This window comes from Streptomyces actuosus (genome assembly GCF_016921115.1).
Classification (GTDB): domain Bacteria; phylum Actinomycetota; class Actinomycetes; order Streptomycetales; family Streptomycetaceae; genus Streptomyces; species Streptomyces actuosus_A.
The window spans coordinates 523,696-548,666 of record NZ_JAFFZS010000001.1; the positions used below are offsets into that span (position 1 = coordinate 523,696).

Genomic DNA, 24,971 nt, shown 5'->3' on the forward strand with positions numbered 1-24,971 from the left:
GGGCGGCGTCCCCTCACCGCCCCTCGGGTGCGGCCTCCGGCCGGGCCGGATCCGGAACCCCGAGCCGGACCCGGCCCGGTCGGCCCCTTGCCGCGGCGAGGCGCCCGCGGTGCGATGCGACGGCCGTCGGCCACGTGCCGTCCCGGTCCCGGCAACCCGCCGTTGGCGCGGGGCGGAGAACCTCGACCGGTGTGACCGCAGTGCCCCTTCCCGAGTTCCCCCGAATTCCCCACCACCGCCGTCGACGGAGGCGCTCCGGCCGTCGCCTGCCGGTCCGGCAGGTGCTGTGCCTGCTTCCGCTTGCGCTCGTCGCGGTCGTCGCCGTGCAGCACCGGTCGGTGCTCTCCGACGGCGCCGGCCTGCTGCGGAACGCCCAGTGGCCCTGGCTCGTCGCGGCGGGTTGCGCGACCTGTCTCGCCTGGGTGGCCGCGGCCCTCACCCGGCAGGGCGCGGTCGTCGCACCGCTGCCCCGACGGCGCTTGCTGGCCGCTCAGTTCGCCGCGGGCGCCGCCAACCATCTGCTGCCGACCGGGCTCGGAGCCAGCGCCGTCAATCTCCGCTTCATGACGGTGTGCGGGGTGCCGCCGGCCCGCTCCTCGGCCGCCCTCGTGCTCTATCTGCTGGCGGAGAGCATGGGAAGGCTGGTCCTGCTGGCCGCGCTGCTGCTCGTCTTTCCCGGCGCGCTGCGGCTCGGCCCGCTGCTGCCCGAACGGGCGGGCGGGCCGCTGCTGCCGGCCGTCGGCGCGGTCGCGGTCGCCGCGGTCGCCGTGACGGCCGCCGTGGCGCTCGTCGGGCGGCTGCGCGGGGCGGTGTGCGGATTCCTGCGCACCGCCCTGGGCGAGGCGCGGTCGGTCCACACCCGCCCCGCACGGGCGCTGGCCCTGTGGGGCGGCTCGCTGGCCTTCCCCGCGCTGCAGGCCGCCGGACTGGTCCTGGTGGGGCGGGCGTTGGGGCTGCCGGTGCCGCCCGGGCACGTCGCGGTGGCCTACCTGGCGGCGACGGTCGCCGTGGCTCTGGTGCCGACGCCGGGCGGCATCGGCTCCGTCGAGGCGGCTCTCGTCGTCGCGCTCGTCGCGGCGGGTGGGCCGGCCGCGGTCGCGACGGCGGTGGTGCTGGCGTACCGGATCATCACCGTCTGGCTGCCGCTGGTGCCGGGGGCGGTGACGCTGGGGGCCCTGCTACGGCTGAGGGTGATCTGAGCCCCGGGGCGGCGGCACGGGCACGCGTCCCGGCCCAGGCCCGCGAGGCGGCGCCGCCGGTGCCGGTGTGCGGGGGACGCCCGGGGCCTGCCGGTCGCCGGACTCGGCCCCGGGGCAGGATGCTGCGGGTGGGACGGGCGCGTGACAAGATCGCCGACCATGGGAACGGACAGGGCGGATCGGCCCGTCGCACTGGTCACCGGCTCCACGTCGGGCATCGGTGAGGCCGTCGCGCGGAGACTGGCGGCCGACGGGATGCGGGTCGTGGTGCACTCGCGGCGCAGCACGGAGGCCGGACAGGCACTGGCGGCCGAGCTCGGCGGGACCTACGTGCAGGCGGACCTGGCGGTGGAGGACGAGGCCCGGGGGCTGGCCGAGGCGGTCGTCGACCGTCACGGACGGCTGGACGTGCTGGTCAACAACGCGGGCGTCAGCCGGCAGATCCCGCACGACGACCTGGCCGCGGCGTCGCCGGAGGAGTGGCGCCGGGTGCTGGAGGTCAATCTCATCGCGCCCTGGGTGCTGTGCACGGCGGCGCTCCCGGCGCTGCGCGCGGCGGCCGGTGGCGGCAGCATCGTCAACATCACCAGCCACGCGGGGGTGCGGCCCAAGGGCTCGTCCGTTCCGTACGCGGCGAGCAAGGCGGCGCTGAACCACGTGACCCGCCTGCTCGCGGCGGCACTCGGCCCGGGGGTGCGGGTGAACGCGGTGGCGCCGGGACTGGTGGACACACCGCTGACGAGGGACTGGGCGCAGGCCCACGCGCTGTGGCGGGAGCGGGCGCCCATGCACCGCCCGGCCCGGCCCGCGGAGGTGGCGGACCTGGTGGCGTCCGTCGTCGCCTCCGGCTATCTCACGGGCGAGGTCATCGTGCTCGACGGCGGTCTCCACCTCACCTGAGCGGCCGGCCTCGGACGGCGGGGCCGCACCGTGCCGGTAACGTGCGGGCGTCGCCGTACAGAAGGGGATCCGCCATGCCCGTCCGCGTCGAACGCCGAGGCCCCGTCACCACCGTCGTGCTCTCCCGGCCCGAGGTCCGCAATGCCGTGGACGGCCCGACCGCCGTCGAACTCGTCTCCGTGTTCCGCGAGTTCGAGGCGGACGAGGAGGCCCGGGCGGCGGTGCTGTGGGGGGAGGGCGGCACCTTCTGCGCGGGTGCGGACCTGAAGGCGATGGGCGGCGGGCGCGGCAACCGGGTCGCGGAGGACGGCGACGGCCCGATGGGGCCGACGCGGCTGCGCCTGTCCAAGCCGGTGGTCGCCGCCGTCTCCGGGCACGCCGTGGCCGGGGGGCTGGAGCTGGCGCTGTGGTGCGACCTGCGGGTCGCCGAGGAGGACGCGGTCTTCGGTGTCTTCTGCCGCCGTTGGGGAGTGCCGCTCATCGACGGCGGCACGGTACGGCTGCCCCGGCTGATCGGCACGAGCCGCGCGCTGGACATGATCCTGACGGGCCGTCCCGTTCCGGCCCGCGAGGCGTACGAGATGGGCCTGGCGAACCGCGTGGTGCCGGCGGGCACGGCCCGCACCGCCGCGGAGGAGCTGGCCGCGGCGATCGCCGCCTTCCCGCAGGCCTGCATGCGTTCGGACCGGGCCTCGGTCCTCGACCAGGAGGGCGTGCCCGAGGAGAGGGCATTGCTGCACGAACTCCGCCTCGGCGCAGGGGTGCTGGCCGAGGGGCTGGAGGGAGCCGCGCGGTTCGCGGCGGGGGCCGGGCGGCACGGCGCGTTCGGCGACGACGCCGAGGCGCCGCGACAGCCCTGAGCGGCGGCCCTGCGGCCGGTGCGGGGCCGGAAGCCGCCCCCGGCGCAAAACGGCTGGCCCTGGTGGGGACCGGCCCGGCGCGGAGGGACGCCGGCGCAGAGCGACCCCGGTGCGGGCCGACGACGCCCGGGACCCGGCGGCCGGCGGGCACCCGGCGGAGGGTCGGTGACGGCCGGCACCCGGAGGAGGGCATGCGCCCGGCCGAGGGACTGTGGCCGACCGAGGGCCTCACTCGGCCGAGGATCCGTGCCCGGCGGGCGCTCGGGCCCGGAAGCGGCCGCTGTCCGGCGAACAGCCCCTGCGCGCAGGGCAGTAGCACCCCCGGTCACGCGATCGCGGCCAAGCCGTGGGACGTCGCCCCGACGGGATCGTGCCGGTGACGGCCGGGCGGCCGAGCCGCCGGGTGATCGGGCGCGCGGGCGGGCCGGGCCGGAGTGGTGCCATGGGTCCGGCGGTCACGCGGTGGACCGGGGGCCTTCGTGCCGTGCGGTCCCCTCTTGGACGGTTCTTCAGCACAGGGGACCGCACGGGCTTCCCGATGCGGCGTCGAGTGGCGCCTTGCTGCACATGATGCGCGTTCGCCCGGCGAAGCGCGGGCAGATGCGTTGTTTCCCCCTCAAAGGGTTGAATCATCGGCCGTTACGGTCGCGGGAACGCGGGGGCGTCATGTGCGGCGCCCGGCCGCCCCAGAGGCATTGTTCCCTAACCCCGTGATCACGTGGCGTTCCGGGCGGCCGCCGGGCCATGCTGTCTGCCCGCCTTCCTGACGGCGCTTCAGCACCGCTGCCGGAGAGGGCTGTTGGTCAGCCAACCGCTCATAGAAATCCCGATGTTCATGTCGAGTAAGAAGGTGGTGACCGTTGCCGTCCTGGTGACGGTCCTCACGTGGAGCACGGTGATGACCGTGCTGGGGCAGGTCGCGGCCGTCGCCGCCCTGCTCCCGTCCCTGGGCCTGCTCGTGCAGCAGATCGTTCAGGCCCTGACCGCGCCCGACGGCTCCCGCCCGCCCGCCGGCGCCCCCGCCCCCGACGACCGCCCGACGGCCGGTCCCGGCCGCCTCACCGGCGGCGGACAGGAGCCGCCCCGATGATCTGGCCCCCCGACGCCGACCAGCCGTCCCCGCCGGACGCCCTCCCCGCCGTCGGCCGGCGGGGCCGCAAGCCGGCCCCCATCTCCGACACCGCCGGGCTGTCGCACCGGGCCTGGCTGGAGCCGGTCCGCAGCTCCCTGTTCGCCAGCGGGCTGACCCTCGACGACCTCGTCGACCGGTCCGGCTACTCCAAGACGCGGATAAGCGAGCTGCTGCGCGGCAACGGCTACTACCCGGCCTGGGAGATCACGTTCAGCGTGATCCGAGCCCTGGGCCTGCCCGGTCGCCCGATGCGCCGGCTGTGGACGGCGGCGGCCCGGGAGGCGCGCAAGGAGCCCGGCTGGATCAAGCACTGCATCCAGCAGGTCGCCCTCCAGCCGGAACGTCCGCCCCTGGCCCACCAGGCCTTCACCGAGGCGGTCACCGGCGCGTACACCGACTACGCGCGCGCCTTCCTGCTCACCGACGACCGCGCCCGCTGGGTGGTGGCGGAGACGTTCGACATCCTGTGGCTGTGCTGGCGCGACGCCGGCACCAGCGAGGACATCCGCCGCTACGCCTGGCGGCTGCTGCGCTCGCGGGTCATGGCCCGCGCCCACCGCCATCACGAGGGCCACCCCGACCTGCGGACCGCCGTCTTCTCCACGGCCGAGGTCCACGACAGCGTGCCCGGCCACGTGGTGGTCCTCAGCGAGCTGGTCGACCTCTTCGACGCGATCGGGCGCCTGCCCCACGACCAGATGGACGTGGCCGTGCTGCGCTACCTGTGCGGCACGCCCCTGGACGACGTTCCCGACGTGCTCGGCCTGAGTCCGGCGATCACGCATGCCGTCGACCACCACGCCCGCGCCACCCTCGAACGCCTGCTCCGTCCTCACAGTCCCCGGGAGTGAATCCAGCCGCCATGACCGCCGTCGACGCCCTCCTCGCCCGCGCCCGCCTGCACCGGGCCCCCGACGTGCCCGCCGACACCGTGGCCTACGAAGACTGCGCCTACCTCGATCTCTCCGCCGATCCGGTCGCCGCCCCTCCCGGCGAGCCGCCCGGTGACGGCACCGCCGCCGAGCAGCTCGACCGCCTCTGCGAGGTCGTCGTGACCGCGGTGGCCCCCGGCACCCTGGAATTCCTCACCGACCAGCTGCCCGAGCCGCCCGGCGCCTGGCTGCTGGGCTGCGCCCTGCACCTGGCGGGCGTCGACGAGGGCGCGCGGTTCTGGTGGCAGTACGCCGCCGGCGCCGGGCACTCCCCCGCCGCCTACTGCCTCTCCCTGCACCACCACGCGCGCGGGGAGGCGCACGCAGCCGCTTTCTGGCACGACCAGACCGGCCTCGACCAGGCCGTGGAGACGGACCCGCTGCCCGTCGCCGGGGTGTGCCCGTCGCTGGGCGGGTTCCGCTTCGACGCCAGTCTCCCCACGGTCCTGCGGATCCTCAGCCACCTCGCGGCTCCCGGCCGGCGGCGCCTGCCGCACCGTGCCGACGCAGTCACCAACTACGTCGCCCGCGCCGTCGCCCACGGCTACCTCCGGTACCCGGGCGTGGAGATCCCCGTGCCCGAGCCCCGGTTCGCCGATCGGATCGGGTTCCTGCTGGGGACCGACCCGCCCTGGGCCCGCCGTATCGGCCGGGTGTTCAATCCGGCCCTGCCCAGCCGGCCGCCGGGCGGTGGGGCGTCCCGGGCGGCCGCGTCCCGCGACGGGGCCGGTGGCGGCCGTGCCGCGGCCGTGCAGGCCGACGCGGCGGCAGCCTCCGCGGTGGCCTCCTGGACCCGTACGGCCTGAGCGCCGGCTGCGGGACCGGGTGCGGAGCCGGGCGGCCCCGTCGGACGAGCACGGTGGCGCCCGTTCGGAGTACGCGGGCGGGAACCTCGCGCGGGCGGCGGGTTTGCTGGGGAAGGTCGGAAACCGCACCCGATCAACGGCGAAGGAGTCCCCCATGGGTGTCATGGACAAGCTCAAGCAGCTGGTGAAAGGCCACGAGGATCAGGCCGGCCGAGCCGCGGACAAGACGGGCGACGCCGTCGACGACCGGACCGGAGGCAAGTACGCCGGCCACGTCGACACCGCCCAGGAGAAGCTGAAGGAGCAGCTCGGCGAGGACGACCGGGACCCCCGGGACCGGCCCCACCCGTAGCGGCAGGTGTCGCCGTGCGCGGCCCGCTCCCCCCGCGGGACGGGCGGCGGCCCGCGCCGCTCCCGTTTCGGTCGTGGACCGTGGATAGGGCAGGATGAGCGCTCGTGCCGGGGCCCGCGACGCCTCGCCGGGCCCGGCGCGGTCGCACACTCCGGATACCGAGCAGGTGACATTGTGACGAGAATTCCCATCCGGCCCGCGGCGGCCCTCCGCTCAGCGGACCGTCTTGCCGGAGGTGGCCGGTGACCCGTGCCCTGACCCTGGACGACTGGATCCTCGCGGGCGTCGCCGTGGCGGCCGGCCTGCTCGCGGCCTTCCTGGCTCGGATCGTGCTGCGCTGGCTCGCACGGCACGCCGAGCGGACCGCGTGGAGCGGCGACGACATCATCGTGGACGCCCTGCGGACCGTGGTGCCGTGGGCGGCGGTCGCGGGCGGAGTGGCCGCCGCGGCGGCGGTGCTGCCGCTGGCCAAGGTGGTGCACGGGAACGTGAACAAGACGCTCCAGGTGCTCCTGATCCTGGTGGTCACCCTCACAGCGGCACGGGTCGTGTCCGGGCTGGTGCGCTCGGTGACGCAGGCCCGCTCCGGCGTCGCCGGGTCGGCGTCGATCTTCGTCAACATCACCCGCGTGCTGGTGCTGGCGATCGGCTTCCTGGTGGTGCTGCAGACACTGGGCATCTCCATAGCGCCGCTGCTCACCGCCCTCGGTGTCGGTGGTCTCGCCGTCGCGCTGGCCCTGCAGGACACGCTCGCCAACCTCTTCGCGGGCATCCACATCCTGGCCGCCAAGACCGTCCAGCCGGGCGACTACATTCGGCTGAGCAGCGGTGAGGAGGGCTACGTCGTCGACGTCAACTGGCGTCAGACGACCGTCCGCCAGCTGTCGAACAACCGCATCGTGATCCCCAACGGGCAGCTCGCCAGCACCAACATGACGAACTTCTCCCGTCCGGAGCAGAAGCTGACCATCCTGGTGCAGGTCGGGGTCTCCTACGACAGCGATCTGGAGTACGTCGAGAAGGTGACCATGGAGGTCGTCGCCGAGACGATGGCCGAGGTCACCGGCGCGGTGCAGGACCACGACCCGGCGGTGCGCTTCCACACGTTCGGCGACTCCAGCATCGACTTCACGGTGATCCTGGGCGTCGGCGAGTTCAGCGACCAGTACCGGATCAAGCACGAGTTCATCAAGCGGCTGCACCGGCGCTTCCGAGCGGAGCACATCGAGATCCCCTTCCCGATGCGGACCGTGACCGTCCAGCCCGGCTCGGGCGCGATCCCGCAGCAGCGCAGCGGGCGGGGAGCGGACGAGGTGACCGCCGCAACCCTGGACTGACCGGGCGACGCACCGGACCGGGGCCGCCGCACGTGCGGCGACCCCGGTCCGCGTCGTGGACGGTCGTGGACGGGCCCCTGTCGAGTCGGCCCCGATCACGAGATATCTTGATGTCGAGCAATGTTGCAGACGTGGAGCGGAGCACCCGGTGACTGACTCGACCATCATCTATACGCACACTGACGAGGCCCCGGCCCTCGCGACGTATTCCTTCCTGCCGGTGGTCCAGGCGTACGCCGCGCAGGCGGGTGTCCCCGTGGAGACCCGCGACATCTCGCTGGCCGGCCGCATCATCAGCGTGTTCCCGGAGTACCTGGCCGAGGACCAGCGCATCCCGGACGCGCTGAGCGAGCTGGGTGAGCTGGCCAAGACGCCCGCGGCCAACATCATCAAGCTGCCGAACATCTCGGCGTCCATCCCGCAGCTGAAGACCGCGATCGCCGAGCTGCAGGCGCAGGGCTACGCCCTGCCGAACTACCCGGACGAGCCGCGCACCGACGAGGAGCGCGAGATCCGCGCCCGCTACGACAAGATCAAGGGCTCCGCCGTCAACCCGGTCCTGCGCGAGGGCAACTCCGACCGCCGAGCCCCGGCGTCGGTGAAGAACTACGCCAAGTCCCACCCGCACCGCATGGGCGCCTGGTCCGGCGAGTCCCGGACGAACGTGACGACCATGGGCGAGGACGACTTCCGCTCCACCGAGAAGTCCGTCGTCGTCGCCGAGGACGGCACGCTGAGGATCGAGCTGGTCGCCGAGGACGGCTCCACCACCGTCCTGCGCGAGTCCGTACCCGTCCTCGCCGGCGAGGTCGTCGACGCCTCCGTGATGCGCGTGGCGAAGCTCCGCGAGTTCCTGACCGCGCAGGTCGCCCGTGCCAAGGCCGAGGGCGTGCTGTTCTCCGTGCACCTGAAGGCCACGATGATGAAGGTCTCCGACCCGATCATCTTCGGTCACGTGGTGCGTGCGTTCTTCCCTAAGACGTTCGCGCGGTACGGCGCGGACCTGACCGCGGCCGGCCTGTCGCCGAACGACGGCCTGGGCGGCATCTTCAAGGGCCTGGAGGGCCTGCCGAACGGCGCCGAGATCAAGGCCTCCTTCGACGCCGAGCTGGCCGAGGGACCCGAGCTGGCCATGGTCGACTCCGACAAGGGCATCACCAACCTGCACGTCCCGTCGGACGTCATCGTCGACGCCTCCATGCCGGCCATGATCCGTACCTCGGGCCACATGTGGGGCCCGGACGGCCAGGAGCACGACACCCTGGCGGTGCTGCCGGACTCCTCCTACTCGGGCGTCTACCAGGCCGTCATCGAGGACTGCCGGGCCAACGGCGCCTACGACCCGGCCAGCATGGGCTCGGTGCCGAACGTCGGCCTGATGGCCCAGAAGGCCGAGGAGTACGGGTCGCACGACAAGACCTTCGAGATCGCGGCCGCGGGCACGGTCCGCCTCGTCGACGCGGCCGGCACGGTCCTGATCGAGCAGCCCGTCGCCGAGGGCGACATCTTCCGCGCCTGCCAGACCAAGGACGCCCCGATCCGCGACTGGGTGAAGCTCGCCGTCACCCGCGCCCGCGCCACCGGCGACCCGGCGGTGTTCTGGCTCGACGCCACCCGCGCCCACGACGCCAACCTGATCGCCAAGGTCGAGCAGTACCTGCCGGAGCACGACACCGAGGGCCTGGAGATCAAGGTCCTGTCCCCGGTCGAGGCGACGAAGCTGTCCGTGGAGCGCATCCGCCGCGGTGAGGACACCATCTCCGTCACCGGCAACGTCCTGCGTGACTACCTGACCGACCTCTTCCCCATCCTGGAGCTGGGCACCAGCGCCAAGATGCTGTCGGTCGTCCCGCTGATGGCGGGCGGCGGCCTGTTCGAGACGGGCGCCGGCGGCAGCGCGCCGAAGCACGTCCAGCAGCTGGTCAAGGAGAACTACCTGCGCTGGGACTCCCTCGGTGAGTTCTTCGCCCTGGTGCCCTCGTTGGAGCAGTACGCCACGGCCACCGGCAACACCCGCGCCACGGTCCTCGCCGACACCCTCGACCGCGCCACGGCGACCTTCCTCGACGAGGACAAGTCCCCGACCCGGCGCGTCGGCGGCATCGACAACCGCGGCAGCCACTTCTACCTGTCCCTGTACTGGGCGCAGGAGCTGGCCCGGCAGACCGAGGACGCCGAGCTCGCCAAGGCCTTCGAGCCGCTGGCCGAGACGCTGGCCGCCAACGAGCAGAAGATCGTCGACGAGCTGATCGCCGTCCAGGGCGAGCCGGCCGAGATCGGCGGGTACTACCAGCCCGACCCGGCCAAGGCCGCCGCGGTCATGCGCCCGTCGGCGACCTGGAACGAGGCCCTGGCCTCGCTGAGCTGACGCCTGCGCCCCGAACACGGGGCGGCCCGTCCGCCCCGACCCCGGGGGTCGCCCTCCGCCCCGGCCGCGCACTGCCCGGCCGGGGCGGAGGTGTGTCGCGTCCCGGCCCGGCCTCACCAGTTCCGCGTGGCGATCAGCTCCTCCACGTCCGCGTCGGCGAAACCGTAGGCCTGTGCCACGGACCAGAACGCCTCGGCCAGCTCCTCCCGCGCGACCGTCTCGATCTCGCTGCCGGCCTCCTCGAAGGCGGTCTCCAGATCGTTGAACTCCTCTGTCGCGGCCCGGGTCAGGACGTACAGAGCGTCCACGTCGGCGGGCTGCTCCGCCTCGATCCGCTCGCACAGCCGCAACAGGATCGCGCGTCCCCGGTCCAGGACGTGGTCCGGGTAGTAGTCGTCCTCGTACAGGGCCTTCAGGAACACGTGTCCGGTCACACGCGGGTTCTCGACGGGCACGGCAGGCCTCCCCCTCTGTCCACGGCGTCTCCGTGTGACACCGTGATCATGCACCAGGCCACCGACAACGCCCTTGGGAGCCGCCCCATGTCCCCTGCCGCCCCCTCCTTCGAGCTGCTGCCCGGGGCCGGAGGATCTCCGGTGCTGCTCCATGTCCCTCACTCGGCGCGGCGGATACCGGCGGCCGTGCGCACGGGCATCGTGCTCGACGACGCGGCGCTGGAGCGGGAGCTGGACCACATCACCGACGCACACACCGCCGAGATCGCCGCCCGGGCCGCCGGCGCGGCCGGTCTGACGCCCTGGCGGTTCGTCAACCGGCTGTCCCGGCTGGTCGTCGACCCCGAGCGGTTCCCGGACCAGCGGGAGGAGATGCTCGCCGCCGGGATGGGTGCCGTGTACACGCGGACCACGCACGGGGAGGCGCTGCGGCCCGGGGACACCGATGGAGAGCCGCTGCTCGCCCGCTACTTCCGGCCCTACGCGCGGGCGATGACCGAGGCGGTGGCTGAGCGGCTGGCCGCCACCGGACGGGCCGTGATCATCGATGTGCACTCCTACCCCGCTCGCGCGCTGCCCTACGAGCTGCACGGTGACGGGCCGCGGCCCGCGGTGTGCCTGGGCACGGACGCCCGCCACACCCCGCCGGAGCTGCTCGCCGCGGCGCGGGAGGCGTTCGCCGGCTGCGGCGACGTCGGCCTCGACAGCCCGTTCGCCGGGGCCTACGTGCCGCTGCGCTTCCACGACACCGACCAGCGGGTGGGCGCGCTGATGGTGGAGATCCGCCGGGACACGTACATGACCGAGCCGGGCGGTCCGGCCGGCCCCGGACTCGACCGGCTCGCCGCCGCCCTGGGGCACCTGGTGGACGCGGCCTCCGGCTGACCCACCGGGCGCGGCGCCCACCGTGCCGCACCGGGCGGGGCGGGCGTCCGTCGACAAGTCACCGCGCCGCACCGTGGTGCGGCGGACGCCGCCGTGCTCCGGCGACCGAGCCGGGTGCCGCACCCGCTCCGGGTCAGGCGCGCAGCCACTCGGTGACGACCACCGCACCGCCGGTGCGCAGCCGCAGCGCGAACGGGCCGGCGGGTGGCGCGTCGGAGGCGAAACGGCCCATCGCGTCGGCGGTCAGGGCCGTGCCGACCTGCGGTCCGCCGAGGACCTCGATGCGGGCCTGCTGCGGTGGCAACAGCTGCCCCAGCAGCCCCTCGTCCGTCACCTCCACGTCGACGGTCAGTTCACCCGCGCGGAAGGTCAGCATGCGCGGGGTGTCGGCCTCCCCACGGACCGGGAGGGCGTCGACGAGGGAGTCGAAGGCCAGTTCCGCGATGCGGGCGTCGAGGTCGTACAGCGCGTAGGCGTCAACGGCGAGTTCCCGCAGTGCGTCCGGCAGCGGGTCCAGGACGGCCGCGGCCCGGCGCAGCGCCTCCTCCACGCGCTCGCAGTCGAATGCCTCGCCTTCGAGGGCGCGGTCGGAGGCTGCCCGGTCGACGACATGCTCCACGGCGGCGTCCTCGCGGACGCCCTCGTCCCTGACGTCACGCTCGTCGCCGACGTCACCGTCGTGGTCGTTGATGGCGTTCACAGTGCTCCCCGTGCGTCGAGTCGGGCCCGCAGCCGGCGCAGGCACCGCTGGCGCAGCGGGCCGATGCTGCCGACGGCGATGCCCAGGGCGGCGGACACCTCCTGGTAGCTGGGCGGCGGCGAGGCGATCAGCACCCGAAGCAACTGGCGGCAGCGATCGCCGAGTTCCTCGAACTCCTGCCACACGTACCGGATGCGTTCGCTCTCGGCGGCGGCCTCCTCGGCGTCCAGCAGTGACTGCTCGGGCGTGCCGTCCTCGCTCACCCGGTCCAGCAGTTGCGGATCGTCGGTCGGCACGAGCCGGCTGAGGCTCCGGATCACCTTCAGGGACTCGTGCCGCGCCGTGCTCGCCAGCCAGGATCCCGCCTTCTGCGGTTCCCGGATCCGGCCCAGGTGCTGCGCGAAGCGGAACCACACCGTCTGGTACACCTCGTGCGCGTCGGCGTCGGAGAGCCGGTGGGCACGCACCACGGACCACACGAGCGGGCTGAGCCCCTCCACCAGCGCCTTCCAGGCCGCGCCGTCACCGTCGACGGCGGACCGGACGAGCGCGCCGACATCTGCACGTTCCACGGCAGTCCCACCCCTCGTGTACGGCAAGTCATCGTACGCCGTGCACGAGGGGGCCCCGGCCCTCACGCGGAGAGAGCGGGCTGCCCGACGGACACCGGGCGCCACGTGGCCGGCCGCAGCGCCGCCACGTGCGTCCCGCGGACCTCGGCGAACCCGGTGTTCTCGGCCAGCAGCCGACGCCGTGCCGCCCGGGGGTCGGACTCCTTGTGCTCACTCATACGGGCGGCGACCAGACCGGCGGCCAGCGGGGTGGCGAAAGAGGTGCCGCTCCAGCGCGCGAGCCCCTCGAACATCACCTGGTCCGGTTTGACGGTGGTGCCGTCGTCGCTCAACACGCCCGTGTGGCGCGGCGACCGGCAGGTGCAGGTGTAGTCGAAGCCGTACCGGCACGTCTCGTAGGTCGAGTGCTGGTAGATGTACGGCACCGGCGACTCGAATCCGGTGAGGGCGCCGGTGAGACGCTCGCCGGGGGCGTAGACCTTCACCCAGGGACCGTGGTTGGAGAAGCAGGCGCCGAACTCGCCGTCGCCGCGCAGCGCGCCGACCGAGAGGACCACGTCCTCGAAGCCGGGCAGGTCCGCGTAGGCGGCGGGCCAGAAGGGGGTGGCACTGGCGTTGTTGCCGGCCGCGGCGACCAGCAGGGTGCGCTGCTCCCGCAGTTCCCGCATGAAGGCCTCGACGCCGAGCAGGCCGTCGGTGCGACCGTTGGAGGTGCCGGCCGACAGGCTGATGATGTCGGGCCAGCCCTGCCGGTCGACGGCGGCGAACAGGGCGTCGCCGAAGTCGGATTCGAGGATCGTGCCGGCGTCGTCGAGCGTGTTGCGGACGGCGATGTCGGTGGCGGGCGCGACGGCCGCGACGAGCCCCGCGATGAACGTGCCGTGGCCGACGTACTGGTGCAGCACTCCCCGCCCGTCGGTCTCCTCCGTCTGCGGGTCGCCCTGGGTGCGGGCGAGCGGTGGATAGGAGCGGTAGTCGTGCATGAGCCCGGTGTCGACGACCAGGACGGAGACGGCGGCCTCGACGGCGCCGGGCGCCGAGGCGGGTGCCGGGTCGGCGCCGCCGGTGAGCGGGGCGGGCACGGGCTCGTCGCCGGGGCAGGCGTTCACCGCGATCGACACCACGTGGTTGCGGCTGATCAGAAGGCGGCCCGCGCGCCCCTCCGCCTCGCGCAGCGCGCGCAGCGCGCCCGCCACGGCCGGGTCGCCGCGTCCGTCACCCCGGCCCGGGTCGCCGACCCGGATGCGGGTGATGCCGGAGCGGTTGCTCTCCGGGCTCTCCCGCCGCACGTGGTCGGCGACGAGTCCCGGTGCTCCGGCGAAGTGACCGCGCACCGTGTCCTCGACGAGACGGGCCTCCTCTCCGTCCCGGGCGAGCACGACGCCCTTCTCGTAGATGAACTCGGCGGAGTCGTCCGGCCCCATCGCCAGGGGGACGTCGGGCAGCGAGCGCCGGATGGTGTCGAACTGCTCGCGGAATCGCTGGGGTGCCATGGCGTGTCCTCCCACAGGTGCGGTGGTCGTCAGTCTGAGCCGCCCCGCGACTGTTTGATACAGCGACGATCCTGTGTGCCGCACCGGCGCGGACCACTACCATCCGTGGGGTGACAGCGGGCAACGACGCGGTTCTCGAACTGCTGCCGATGGTGTTCGCCGCCCCGGGCGAGGCGCTGGCGCGGGCGGAGGCACTGCTGGCCGACGACCCCGCGCCGCTGCCCGCGTCCGTCGCCCACCAGGTGATCGGCATCTGGCAACGGGACTGGGGGGACCTGCGCCTGGCCCTGCGTCACCTGCGGCGCGCCCGCGACCTCGCCGCGCGCGCGGACTCCGCCGAGCGGGAGGGGGACGTGCTCGGCACACTCGGGGTGGCGCTGGTGCACGCCGGGCGCACCCGGCAGGGCCTGGCCGCGTTCGAGCGAGGGGTCGTACGCACCACGGGCCACACCCGCGCGCGCGTGCTGTACCGGCGGGCCTACGCCTGGTGGGTGCTGGGGCACCATCGCGAGGCACTGGAGGACGTACGCCGGGCGATACCGGTACTGCGGCAGGAGAACGACGTCATCTGGACCGCGCGGGCGCTGACCCTGCGCGCCACCGTGCACCTGGCGGTCGGCGCGGTGGACCGGGCGGACGCCGACTTCACCGCGGCGGAGACGCTGTGGGACACCACGGGCCAGGAGCACGACAAGGCGGACGCGGTGGAGAGCCGGGGTCTGGCCGCGTTCCGCTCCGGTGACGTGCCGGCGGCGCTGCGGCTGCTGGACGAGGCCGAGCAGCGCTATGCCCGGCTGGGCACACCGACGTTCATGCTGAACATCCGGCGCTGCGAGGTCCTGATGGCGGCCGGGCTCGCCCCCGAGGCACTGGCCGAGGCCGACGCGGCGATCAAGGTGCTGGACGGGATCGGCGGCCAGTCCACCCGCAAGGCGGAGCTGCTGTTGACGGCCGCCCGTGCGGCCCGGCGGGCCGGTGACCCGCACACGGCGATCGCCCGGGCCGCCGTCGCCGTGCGGCTGTTCGCCGCCCAGCGGCGCTCCTGGTGGGAGACCCACGCGCAGCTCGTCCTCATCGAGGCGCGGCACGCCGCGGGGCGCGGTTCGGGGCGCCTGGTCGCGGACGCGGCGGCCGTCGCCGGGAAACTGGCCTCGTCCGGGGCTCCGGTGGCACCGGAGGCCTCGCTGCTGGCCGGGCGGATCGCCCTCTCCCTGGGCTGGACGGCGGATGCGGAGCGGCATCTGGCGCAGGCGGCCCGCAGCCGCCGCAGCGGGCCTCCGCTGGCCCGTCTGACGGGCTGGGCGGCCCAGGCCCTGCGGGCGCAGGCGGCCGGGTCGGGCCGGGGCGTGCTGCAGGCCTGCCGGCACGGGCTCGACGTCCTCGACGACCACCGGATGACGCTGGGGGCCTCGGAACTGCGGGCCCGTGCCACGGAGCAGGGTGCCGAACTGGCGGCGCTCGCGCAGCGGGCCAGCCTGGCGCACGGCGGGCCCCGGCGGCTGCTGGAGTGGAGCGAGCGCTGGCGGGCGACCGCGCTGTCCGCGCCGCCCACCCGCCCCCCAGACGACCAGCGGCTGCTGGGTGAACTGACCGCGTTCCGGGAGATCGCCGCGCGTGCGGAGGAGGCCCGCGCCGAGGGCCGTCCGGTTCCGGCCCTGGAGCGTGAACAGCGGCGCCTGGAGCGGGAGATCCGCTCCCGCACGCTGCACCTGCGCGGAGAGGTGCCGGGCGGCGGGGACCGGTTCGACACGGCCCGGCTGCTGGACCGGCTCGGGACCACCCGGCTGGTGGATCTCGCCGTGGTGGACGGCCGGGTGCACGTGCTGCTGTGCGGACAGGGCCGGGTGCGGCGCTTCACAGCCGGGTCCGTCGCGGAGGCGGAGGCCGAGGCGGAGCATGTGCAGGCCGGGCTGCGCCGGCTCGCCCACCCGGGCGCGGAGGCGAGGCTTCCGGTGATGGAGGCGGCGGGGCGCCGACTGGAGGAGCTGCTGCTCGGCGGGGCCGCCGCGCACCTGGGCGGCGGCCCGGTCGTGGTGGTGCCGCCCGGTCGGCTGCACCGGGTGCCCTGGGCACTGCTGCCGTCGCTGCGGGAGCGGGTGGTGAGCGTGTCGCCGTCGGCGAGCAGTTGGCTGCGTGCCCGTGGGACCGCGCCACCCCCGGTCGGCCGGCAGGTCCTGGTGCGCGGACCGGGCCTGGCGACCGGAGGCGCGGAGGTGCCCGAACTCGCCGACCGCTACGGCACCCCTACGGTTCTGGAGGACGACGGCGCGCGCGTGCCGCGGGTGCTGGGGGAGCTGGACGGGGCGGCCCTCGCGCACATCGCCGCGCACGGCACCTTCCGCAACGACAGTCCCCTGTTCTCCTCGTTGCGGATGGCCGACGGGCCGCTCATCGTCCATGACTTCGAGCGTCTGGCCCGCAGCCCGTACCGGCTGATCCTGTCCTGCTGCGACACCGCCCGTTTCGCCTCCGTCGGCGCCGACGAGCTCCTCGGCCTCGTCACCGCCCTGCTGCCGCTGGGCACAGCGGGCGTGGTGGCCGCCAGCGCGCCGGTCAACGACGCCGCCGTGGTTCCGCTGATGCTCGCCCTGCACAAGGGCCTCGACGCCGGTCTGTCCCTGGCGGAGGCCCTGCGCGACGCCCGCGCCGCCCTCCCGGACGACGCGGTGCACCGGGCCACGGGGTGGGCGTTCACGGCCTTCGGGGCGGCCTGACCGCCGAGTGTCGGCCGGGTGCCTGCGACCGCCGGGGCGGCGTTCCGCGGCGGGTGCGGGGGCGGTGACGCCTCCCTCGACACCGCGGCGCGGCAGGAGGGCGGTCACGCCGGGCGGCCGACCGGTGGACCGAGCAGCCGCGGCAGAGCGCTGCGGTCGCCGCCGCCGAGGCGGGTGTAGGCGCTGTGGAGGTGGTTGCCGACGGTGCGGACGGACAGGGTGAGGCGCTCGGCGATCTGACGGTTGCTCAGGCCGTCCGCCGCGAGGGTGACGATCTGCCGTTGCCGGGCGGTGAGTTCGCCGAGGACCAGCGCCGACAGAGCGGGCGTGCGGGGGGCCTGGCAGCGGCCGGCCAGGGCGACGGCCCGGGTGCGTGCGGTGCGGGCTGCGCTCGGATCGCGGTGCACGCCCGCGGCCTGGGCGTGGGCCTCGGCGGCGAAGAGCAGGAATCCCCGGTCGCGCAGTGCCTCGGCGGCCCGGTCCAGGGCGGGCCCGTCGCCGCGGGCGAGCGCGTCGGCGTGCGCGGCGAAGACGCTGTCCGGCCGGAGCCCCGCCGCGCGCTCGGGGGCCCCGAGGCGTACGGCGTCGTAGGCGGCCTCGTCGCCGGTCGCGGCGAGGGCGGCGTCGAGGTCCCCGCGGGCGACCGCGGCCCACACCGCGACCGGGCCCCCGGCGTCTCCGGTCCGGCCGCAGGCCGCGAGGCCGCCCTTTCCTGCCGTTGCCGGGGGCTTGCCCGACTGCGCCGATGCCAGGGCCAGTTCGATTCGGCAGGCGGGGTCCTCCGGCGCCCGGCGGGCCCAGGACGCGGCGTCGCCCAGGTCGCCGCGCAGGCGGGCCAAGCGGGCGCGTACGGCCGCGTACGCGGGGGGCACGGGCAGGTCCTCTGCCAGGAGCCACTCCCCCGCCGGGGTCGGCAGTTCGCGTACGTCGTCCTCGTCGATCCGGTGGGCGAGTGCGGCCGTCTCGGCCTTGAGGGCGAGTTCCCGCTCCTCGGGGCCGGGGTCCAGGCGGCGGGCCCGCAGCCGGCCGGCGGTGGCACGCAGCACCGGACCGTGCAGGGCGTGGGCGAGGCGGACGGCACCGGCGGCGTCCACGTCGATCAGGCCGTCGGCCTCCAGGCACTCCAGAGTCCGCAGGTCGAACAGGTCGACGTCCAGCGGGGCCGGTTCGGCGAAGGCGAGGCGATCCAGTGTCTCGCGCTCGCCGGGGTGGGCGCGGTCGAGCTGCGGGTCCGTCCGTTCGCGGACGGCCGCCGTCACCGGCAGGGGTCCGCGCCAGGCATACGTGCCGCTGTCCGGCTCCGGGACGAGCCGCCCGCTGCCGCGCACCGCGTCCAGCAGGTCGCGCAGCAGCCGCAGGTCACCGTGTGCGAGCCGGTGCAGGCGGTGGATCGTGAGCGGTTCCGGGGCGGTGTCCAGGCTGCCGAGCAGCCGGGCGGTCTGCTGCCTGCCCAGCGGCTCCAGGGACAGGCGCGGCAGGAGCTGCCCGCTCCACAGCCGGCGGATCGCGTCGGGCGCGGGGGTGCCGACGGTGGCGACCACCAGCAGCCGGGTGCGGCCGTGTACGGCGAGGTGGTGGACCAGGGCGGCCGAGTCGTCGTCGAGGAGATGGGCGTCGTCGACCAGCAGCAGCCGGGTGCCGGACAGGCGCCGCAGCGCCTCGTGCAGGGAGACGGTGCCGGGCAGCAGATGGGCGAAGGCGGCGTACGGCGTCCACGGGGTCGCGGGGGTCCCGGTCACCTCGACGCAGGCGGTGCCGCGGACGGCCTCAGCGGCCAGGCGGGTCTTCCCGCAGCCCGCCGGGCCGGTGACCACCAGCCCGGAACGGCCGGCGGCCAGGCACCGGCGGGCGAGCTCCAGTTCCTCGTCCCGGCCGGTGAACGGCCAAGGCGTGTCGGGGACGTGCGGGTGGTCGGGGGGCGTCGGAGGCGCAGTCGTCACAGTGTCAGGAGCTCCGGTACTCATCCCTGATACAGGGCGACTTGAGTAGACCTCGACTCAGGCCCCCGGTCGCCCGCCACGGCAGCCTGGGCGCATGACCGCTCGCTACTGCTCGCTGCCGCGGCAGTCGGCCCCGGTGTTCGCGCCCGGGCTGACCGCCGAGCGGCTCGGCGCGCTGGCGGCCGGGCGGCGCATGTGGGTCAACGGCACGACGCTGCACTACCACTTCTCCGACGCCCGTACGGACGCCTCGGTGATCTGCGTACCGGGGACCGGGCGGACCCGGCGCGTACCGTGGACCGGCTCCCCGGAGCAGCAGGAGGTGGTGCGCGACTGCTTCCGCACGTGGCAGGACCTCGGCATCGGGATCGGTTTCTCCGAGGTCGCCGACCGCTCCGAGGCGGAGCTGCGGATCGGGTTCCAGCAGGGCGACGGTTCCTGGTCGGCGGTGGGCCGGGAGGCGCTGCGGATCGGGGTGAACGAGCGGACGATGAACTTCGGCTGGGATCTGACCACTGCCGGGGGGCACGGTACGGTCCTGCACGAGATCGGTCACGCGCTCGGCATGCTGCACGAGCACCAGAGCCCCTTCGCCGGCATCCACTGGGACGAGGAGGCCGTCTACGCCGATCTCGCGGGCCCGCCCAACTTCTGGAACCGGCAGACGACGTACGGCAACATCCTGCGCAAGCTGGACCCGGCCGAGGTCAACGGCTCGGTGTGGGATCCGCTGTCGATCATGGAATACTCCTTCGGCCGGGGGCTGATCCTGGAACCGGAGCAGTTCCGCGGGGGCATCCACCCGCCGGGCGCCCTGTCCGCCCTCGACAAGGAGTTCGCGCTGCGCTGGTATCCGCCGGCCGGCTCGCAACTCCTGCCGCTCGTGCCGTTCCGCTCGGCGCCGCTGGCGCTCGGCGCGGGCGAGCAGGCCGACTTCTCGTTGGAGCCGCCGGAGACCCGCGAGTACACCCTGGGCGTCTTCGGTGACGGCGACGCCGTCGTCGTGGTGTTCGAGGAGCGCGACGGGGAGCCCCGCTATCTCGCCGGCCGGGACGACGGCGGCACCCCGCGCAACGCCACGATCAGGGCCCGGCTCGTCAAGGGCCGCCGCTATGTCGTCCGGGTCCGCCTGTACTCCTGCTGGGGTTCGGGCGAGACGGCCGTCATGTGCTGGTGACGGCATGTCACAAGGCCACCCCGGGGCCGGATCGCAGTCCGGCCCCGGGGGGAAGGGGCCGCGGACGCCACCTCCGGGGGAGGGTGACGTCCGCGGCCCGCATCGCGTGCGAGGTCGCGGCCGCGGGCTCGGCCCGGTGAACGGAGCTGTCCAGGCGGTCTCCGACACCGTGACCACGCCAACTGTGGTGTGATCAGCCCACTGCGCCAGGTTCTCCCTGCTCGAATGCATCAGGTCACAGGGGAACCGGCACTGGTCTGCGCACCGCTGACGGAAACTCAGTCGGCACGAGCCCACTGTCCGGGTAGAGTCGGGCGGTGCCCGAGCTGAAACGGCTGCGTGCCGGCGACGCCTCGGCTGTCCTGGCCTTCGAGCAGGTGAACCGTGCCTACTTCGCTGCCTCGGTCTCCGACCGCGGTGACGAGTTCTTCGAACGGTTCGCCGACCGGTACGGCGCCTTGCTGACCGAACAAGAGGCCGACGTCTGCGCCTTCTACGCCCTCGTCGCCGAGGACGGCTCGGTTCTGGGCCGGTTCGATCTCTCCGACATCGAAGACGGTGCCGCCGATCTCGGGTACCGGGTTGCGCAGCGCGTCGCCGGCCGCGGCGTGGCGACCGCGGGTGTCCGGGAACTCTGTCGGCTGGCGGCGGCGCGGCACGGTTACGGATACTGCGGGCGGCCGCCGCCCGCGACAACGCCGCTTCCCGGAGGGTGCTGGCCAAGGCCGGGTTCGTCCCGGTCGGCCCGCCCGACCCAGCCGATCTCGGTGGCAGGCCCGGCACCTGGTATCAGCGCGACCTGGAGGTCCAGCCGTAGAGTTCGATGATGCCGGTGGACCGGCCACCGCGGGAGGGCTGGGGCCACCGCTGATCACCGTTCGTGCCGTACACGGGCATCCCGTGGGAGTTCCTGCTCCAGGAGTTGGGGTGCGGCTCGGGCATGACGCGCCGGCGGCGCCTGCGCGACGGAAACGGGGCGGGCGTCCGGCAGTGGCCGCACGAGTCGTTCCTGGCCGCGTCGGACGGCGCCGGCGCACGGGACTGGTCGAACTGCTCAACCGCAGAGGGCAGCCTGCCTGGTTGGAGCTGTCCACCATCCTGTTCGTGTATCCGGGGATCTTCCACGACCGACAGCGCAGGCATTCCCCGGCGGGCATGCTCAGCCCGGTGGAGTACGCATTCCGGGCCCCCGGAGGCTGGAACCAGACAACTCGACTCCCCCCGCCTCGACTCGGGACAGGCCGCGGTCTCCACCGGACCCGGGGTGGTTCAGCGGCGGCCGCAACAGAGACGTCGAACGACGGCCGGCGTGGTCAGGGCGAGCAGTGCCGCCGTCGACTCACGCCTTGCCGTAGACCACCGGGGAGCACTCCTCCCAGGTCCCCTTGACGGCGCAGATCTTGAGCGCCACGGTGGTCTCCTCGGCGATGTTGCCGCTCTTCCAGGGTGAGCAGTAGGGCGAGTTGTGGCCCCGAGTGCTGGCGACACGGTCCGTGTGCCAGGAGCCGCTCGGCTTGATGTCCATACGGACCTCGATGCCCACGCCGTCCGCCCTGGTGTCGCAGGCCCGGATCGCGTCGCCGGGGACGGAGCCCGACGGGTCGGCGTTGAAGTAGCCGGTGCCGGCCACGTAGCCGCCGTAATAGGCGGTCATCTCCACGCTGGTGGAGGCGGCGGCCTGACCGGTCAGGCCGATGACAAGTCCGGATGCAGCCGCAGCGGCCGTCATCGCCTTGGCGGTCAACTTCATGGTGCGCTTCATTGGCTCTCCTTGGTCAGGGCAGGCCGCGGCGAGGCGCTTGTGCTTGGGTCCCCCGCATGACCAACCGCTGCGTCCGGACGTCCCACTCGGACACGCGTTTGAATGCATCGAAGATCTTAGTTTGCTACTTCCCGACGGGCAACAGGTTTTCCCCGAACCGACCCGCAGTGGCCTGATCCGGCATCAAACCAGGGTGTTCTTGTAGAAGAGGTTCGAGCGCCGGTCACCCGCGGCGCCCGAGGCGAAGCCGAGGAAGAGGCGGGACTGTCCGGCGTCCGTGCGGTAGACCGCCAGGCCCTCGGGCTCGCGGAATTCGAGCGTGCTGCCCGCCTTGGTCAGGACCGGCCCCTGCGCGATCGCGCCCGTGTTCAGGTTCACGCTGACGAGGTGGGCATTGCCCGGCACGGGGTTGCTCGCAGAGTACGCATTGCCCGTCAGGTAGTAGAGGTACTGGCCATAGGCCGTGTAGCCCTGCATGGTGCCCGGAATCGACGGCTGCTCGAAGTAGGCCCTGGGGCGGCTGAAGTCTCCTGCCCGCACGTCCGCCATGGCGTAGACCGCGATGTGCTTCGCGCCGTACTTGTGGTGACGGACGACCATGTTCTCGTACACCGGGTCGATGGAGCAGGTGTACTCGACGGCTTCCGGCACGGGGCTGTACCTGGTGATGGCTGACGACGTACGGGACAGCGAACCGCCCTTCACGAACTTGAAGCACGCGAGCCGGGTGCCGTATCCGTTCGCGTTCGCATCGACCTCGGTCCACAGCCAGCTCTCGGCACCACGCGGCTCCACACCGAACGCCACGCCGTGGCCGAAGCCACTGAGGTGCATGTACGAGACGTAGTCGCCGGCGAAGTCCAACTGGGTGATGCACAGGTCGCCGGCCTTCGCGTCGGTGCCGTTCCGCCGCTGCGCCACGAACAGGCGCTTGTTGACGCTGTCGAAGGCGAAGCTCTGCTGCACGGTGACGTCGTGCAGCCGCTTGTGCCGGAACAGGTCGTACGAGGGCTTGGTCAGATCGAAGCGCGGCGAGGCGGACACCGCAGCGGAGGCCGTTCCCGCTCCGTGGCCCAGGCCGAACGCGGCGAGCGCGATCCCACCGCACCCACGCAGCACGCTGCGGCGTTTCAAAGGTTCCTGTGACAAGAGCCCTCCCCTGATCAGATGAGTGCGCAATACACTATCGATGGGGAATCCGCGCGTGGCCCGAGCCTTCCGGTTCACCACCCTGCTCGCACAAATGCCGCGCGGTCTTCGCTTCTTTCATCCCATCAAACCCCGGCGTTCCTAGGGCAACGCGTCATTCTGCCAGGAGTTCGTACAACTCCGCCGTGAATGCTCCCAGGTCCTCCGGGACCGCGGCCGCATCCGCTGGTGTCACGCCATCACAACGACACCCGCAGCCAACGGACACGCCGCTCACAAATGAAGCTGTCCAAGCCCTACCGGCCGCCCGCGATCGACTCCAGCATCGCCGCCGTCCGCTCGGGCTCGGCGAGTATGGCGTCATGTCCGCAGGCGATCTCGCGGATGTCCCAACCCGCCCGCACCGCACGGCCGTAGGACCGGTCGAGACTCGCCAGTGCCGGCCGGGTGTGCCGGATGTAGGTGGCGGGAAGGGCCGCGAGCGGCGCGGGGTCGTAGTGCGCTGCATCGGTCTGGCACCGCAGCGGAAAGGCCGTCAGCCGCTCACCCACGTGAGGACGCAGGTCGTCCGGGACGCCCCACTGTTCCAGGAACGCCGGTGCCGGTGGGAGGAACCACCCCTCGCCCCGCTCCCGGGCGATCCGCCGGTAGCCGTCGGCGACCCCGGGCGGCTCCACGTCCAGCAGGCACTCCCCCGGCTCCACGAGGAAGGCCGCGAGGAAGGTCAGCGAGGCCAGCCGTTCGGCGACGGTTTCGGCGAGCGGCCCAGCGAGCACACCGGCGTAGCTGTGCAGCACCAGATGCACATCGGTGAGGTCCTCGAACCACAACAGCTCGGTGAGGTCACGTACATGGGTCGCCAGACCGACCTCAGGAGTGAGCGCGTCGCGCCGTTCGCCCTGCCCGGTCAGGCTCGGGGTGAACACCTCGTGCCCGGCCGCGCTGAGGATCCGGCGTACCGGGGACCAGCACCAGCCTCCGTGCATCGCCCCGTGCACCAGCACAAATGTCGCCACCGACCGCACCGCCCGCCCGTCCGTCCCGCGCCACCGCGGGTCAGCATACGAAGGCTCGGCTCCGAATACTCCGCGCCACCACCGCCCGAGCCCCTACCGTGCCCCGGATGCACTTGTGGCCCCGAGGTGGCCGGTGAGCCGCCGTCGCCAGTGGACGCGTCCGGCCTGTGCCTGGTGGAGCCTGCGCCGGACAGGGCAAGGGTGATGTGGCGGTGCCAGGAGATCCAGTGGTGGACCTGGTAGGCCCACGCCACCTCCGGATTCGACGAACCACCGGCGATCGCCCCCGGCGCGGGCGTGCGACCACACGGCGACCGCCTGCCCCTCAAACGCGTGAAAGGCCGCCCTCTCACAGTTGAGAGAACGGCCTCCGACCTGCGTTTCCGCATGGTCGGGACGACAGGATTTGAACCTGCGACCCCTTGACCCCCAGTCAAGTGCGCTACCAAGCTGCGCCACGTCCCGATACGACTCGCGCGGTGCACCCCCGCGATCACGCAGACAAACCCTACCGCACGGGAACGGGTGCCCTCGCCGGGGCACCGCGACCGGGCCTTCACCGAGCGCGGAGGGGCCTGGTCGTGGCGGTGGGGCGCGTCACCGCCGGGCCCACGGCCGGGATCCGGCCGGGATCCGGCCGTCTCCGGCAGGCGACGCCCGGGGCCGGCGGCCAGGGCCGTCCGGTGAGCGGCGGGGAGTCATGTCCGCTGTACCGCGGGCGAGGGGCGCGACGGAGTGTCCGGTCCGCCGGGCCCGAACCGCACACACTGTCCACGGCGGGACCGGGTGGATCCCCGCTAGGTTCACCCCATGAACCACGCCTTCGCCCTGCACATCCCCGACGCCGCGCTCGAGGCCGAGCCGCTCGACCCGGAGCAGATCGTCTCCGGCACGCCCGAGGTGACCGGGAAGGTGGTGTGGGAGTCGGCGGACGGCCGGCAGATCCGCGGCATCTGGCAGATCACGCCCGGTGTGGTGACCGACACCGAGGCGGACGAGGTCTTCGTCGTCGTCAGCGGGTCGGCAACGGTCGAGGTCGAGGACGGGCCCACGCTGCGCGTCGGCCCCGGGGACATGGCGGTCCTGCGCGCCGGCGACCGTACGACCTGGACGGTCCACGAGACGCTCCGCAAGGCCTATGTGATCAACCAGTGACCGGCGGGGCCGTGGTGCCCCGCGCCTCCAAAGCGGGCGGGGCCACCCGGACCCGCCGCTCCCGCGC

The 24,971-nt window shown here is 73.6% G+C and carries 21 protein-coding genes, 1 tRNA gene and 2 pseudogenes; 15 read left to right on the forward strand and 9 right to left on the reverse strand.

Going from position 1 to position 24,971, the window contains the following annotated elements:
* Positions 1-191: 191 nt before the first annotated feature.
* From JS756_RS02285 to JS756_RS02325, 9 genes are all read left to right on the forward strand, one after another.
* Positions 192-1,199 (forward strand): lysylphosphatidylglycerol synthase transmembrane domain-containing protein, encoded by a 1,008-nt coding sequence (locus tag JS756_RS02285; protein ID WP_205381172.1) that lies wholly within the window; start codon positions 192-194, stop codon positions 1,197-1,199.
* 159 nt (positions 1,200-1,358) lie between these two features.
* Complete coding sequence (locus JS756_RS02290) at positions 1,359-2,099, forward strand: SDR family NAD(P)-dependent oxidoreductase (RefSeq protein WP_205381173.1); 741 nt, start codon at positions 1,359-1,361, stop codon at positions 2,097-2,099.
* 74 nt (positions 2,100-2,173) lie between these two features.
* A complete protein-coding gene (locus tag JS756_RS02295; protein ID WP_205381174.1) occupies positions 2,174-2,959 on the forward strand; it encodes a crotonase/enoyl-CoA hydratase family protein in 786 nt (261 codons plus the stop codon).
* 829 nt (positions 2,960-3,788) lie between these two features.
* Positions 3,789-4,049, forward strand: coding sequence for a hypothetical protein (locus tag JS756_RS02300; RefSeq protein ID WP_205381310.1), 261 nt, complete (start codon positions 3,789-3,791; stop codon positions 4,047-4,049).
* A complete protein-coding gene (locus JS756_RS02305) occupies positions 4,046-4,942 on the forward strand; it encodes an XRE family transcriptional regulator (RefSeq protein ID WP_205381175.1) in 897 nt (298 codons plus the stop codon). Before JS756_RS02300 ends, JS756_RS02305 begins: the two co-directional genes overlap by 4 nt.
* 11 nt (positions 4,943-4,953) lie before the next feature.
* Positions 4,954-5,829 (forward strand): hypothetical protein, encoded by an 876-nt coding sequence (locus JS756_RS02310; protein WP_205381176.1) that lies wholly within the window; start codon positions 4,954-4,956, stop codon positions 5,827-5,829.
* A 154-nt stretch (positions 5,830-5,983) separates the two neighbouring features.
* Positions 5,984-6,181, forward strand: a complete 198-nt coding sequence (locus tag JS756_RS02315) for an antitoxin (RefSeq protein ID WP_205381177.1) — start codon at positions 5,984-5,986, stop codon at positions 6,179-6,181.
* Positions 6,182-6,423: 242 nt separating this feature from the next.
* Positions 6,424-7,518 (forward strand): mechanosensitive ion channel family protein, encoded by a 1,095-nt coding sequence (locus JS756_RS02320; RefSeq protein ID WP_205381178.1) that lies wholly within the window; start codon positions 6,424-6,426, stop codon positions 7,516-7,518.
* 148 nt (positions 7,519-7,666) lie between these two features.
* On the forward strand, positions 7,667-9,886 hold the full coding sequence (locus tag JS756_RS02325; RefSeq protein WP_205381179.1) for an NADP-dependent isocitrate dehydrogenase: 2,220 nt from the start codon (positions 7,667-7,669) through the stop codon (positions 9,884-9,886).
* Positions 9,887-9,999: 113 nt separating this feature from the next.
* Here the strand turns inward: JS756_RS02325 and JS756_RS02330 are convergent, their stop codons facing one another.
* Positions 10,000-10,341: a DUF5713 family protein gene (locus tag JS756_RS02330; protein WP_205381180.1), complete on the reverse strand. Its 342-nt coding sequence runs from the start codon at positions 10,339-10,341 to the stop codon at positions 10,000-10,002.
* A gap of 87 nt (positions 10,342-10,428) precedes the next feature.
* Between JS756_RS02330 and JS756_RS02335 the strand changes: the two genes are divergently transcribed.
* Positions 10,429-11,226, forward strand: a complete 798-nt coding sequence (locus JS756_RS02335; protein WP_205381181.1) for an N-formylglutamate amidohydrolase — start codon at positions 10,429-10,431, stop codon at positions 11,224-11,226.
* 133 nt (positions 11,227-11,359) lie between these two features.
* Here the strand turns inward: JS756_RS02335 and JS756_RS02340 are convergent, their stop codons facing one another.
* The 3 genes from JS756_RS02340 to JS756_RS02350 all read right to left on the reverse strand — a co-directional run bounded on the left by JS756_RS02340 (position 11,360) and on the right by JS756_RS02350 (position 13,991).
* Complete coding sequence (locus tag JS756_RS02340; RefSeq protein WP_205381297.1) at positions 11,360-11,845, reverse strand: hypothetical protein; 486 nt, start codon at positions 11,843-11,845, stop codon at positions 11,360-11,362.
* A 77-nt stretch (positions 11,846-11,922) separates the two neighbouring features.
* Positions 11,923-12,498 (reverse strand): RNA polymerase sigma factor, encoded by a 576-nt coding sequence (locus JS756_RS02345; protein WP_205381182.1) that lies wholly within the window; start codon positions 12,496-12,498, stop codon positions 11,923-11,925.
* 62 nt (positions 12,499-12,560) lie between these two features.
* Positions 12,561-13,991, reverse strand: coding sequence for a S8/S53 family peptidase (locus JS756_RS02350; protein WP_205381183.1), 1,431 nt, complete (start codon positions 13,989-13,991; stop codon positions 12,561-12,563).
* 110 nt (positions 13,992-14,101) lie between these two features.
* On the opposite strand from JS756_RS02350, the gene JS756_RS02355 reads away from it, so the two are divergent.
* Positions 14,102-16,705, forward strand: coding sequence for a CHAT domain-containing protein (locus JS756_RS02355; protein ID WP_205381184.1), 2,604 nt, complete (start codon positions 14,102-14,104; stop codon positions 16,703-16,705).
* Positions 16,706-16,809: 104 nt separating this feature from the next.
* Here JS756_RS02355 and JS756_RS02360 read toward each other — a convergent pair whose 3' ends face one another.
* Positions 16,810-18,669, reverse strand: a complete 1,860-nt coding sequence (locus tag JS756_RS02360) for a LuxR family transcriptional regulator AbsR2 (protein ID WP_205381185.1) — start codon at positions 18,667-18,669, stop codon at positions 16,810-16,812.
* 70 nt (positions 18,670-18,739) lie between these two features.
* Here JS756_RS02360 and absR1 point away from each other — a divergent pair, with 70 nt between their 5' ends.
* From absR1 to JS756_RS02375, 3 genes and pseudogenes are all read left to right on the forward strand, one after another.
* A complete protein-coding gene (gene absR1 / locus JS756_RS02365) occupies positions 18,740-19,822 on the forward strand; it encodes a beta-glucuronidase AbsR1 (RefSeq protein WP_205381186.1) in 1,083 nt (360 codons plus the stop codon).
* Between the two features lie 317 nt (positions 19,823-20,139).
* Positions 20,140-20,639: pseudogene (locus JS756_RS02370) on the forward strand (GNAT family N-acetyltransferase).
* 60 nt (positions 20,640-20,699) lie between these two features.
* Positions 20,700-20,790 (forward strand): annotated as a pseudogene (locus tag JS756_RS02375) (IS5/IS1182 family transposase); the annotation flags it as partial.
* A 371-nt stretch (positions 20,791-21,161) separates the two neighbouring features.
* On the opposite strand, the gene JS756_RS02380 reads toward JS756_RS02375, so the two are convergent.
* The 4 genes from JS756_RS02380 to JS756_RS02395 all read right to left on the reverse strand — a co-directional run bounded on the left by JS756_RS02380 (position 21,162) and on the right by JS756_RS02395 (position 24,214).
* Positions 21,162-21,584 (reverse strand): hypothetical protein, encoded by a 423-nt coding sequence (locus tag JS756_RS02380; RefSeq protein ID WP_240203102.1) that lies wholly within the window; start codon positions 21,582-21,584, stop codon positions 21,162-21,164.
* A 183-nt stretch (positions 21,585-21,767) separates the two neighbouring features.
* A complete protein-coding gene (locus JS756_RS02385; RefSeq protein WP_205381187.1) occupies positions 21,768-22,733 on the reverse strand; it encodes a phage baseplate protein in 966 nt (321 codons plus the stop codon).
* Positions 22,734-23,029: 296 nt separating this feature from the next.
* Positions 23,030-23,749, reverse strand: a complete 720-nt coding sequence (locus JS756_RS02390; protein WP_205381188.1) for an alpha/beta hydrolase — start codon at positions 23,747-23,749, stop codon at positions 23,030-23,032.
* A 388-nt stretch (positions 23,750-24,137) separates the two neighbouring features.
* Positions 24,138-24,214: transfer RNA gene (locus JS756_RS02395), tRNA-Pro, on the reverse strand.
* A 345-nt stretch (positions 24,215-24,559) separates the two neighbouring features.
* Between JS756_RS02395 and JS756_RS02400 the strand changes: the two genes are divergently transcribed.
* Entirely contained in the window at positions 24,560-24,904 is a 345-nt protein-coding gene (locus JS756_RS02400) for a cupin domain-containing protein (RefSeq protein ID WP_205381189.1), read from the forward strand.
* Positions 24,905-24,971: the final 67 nt, after the last annotated feature.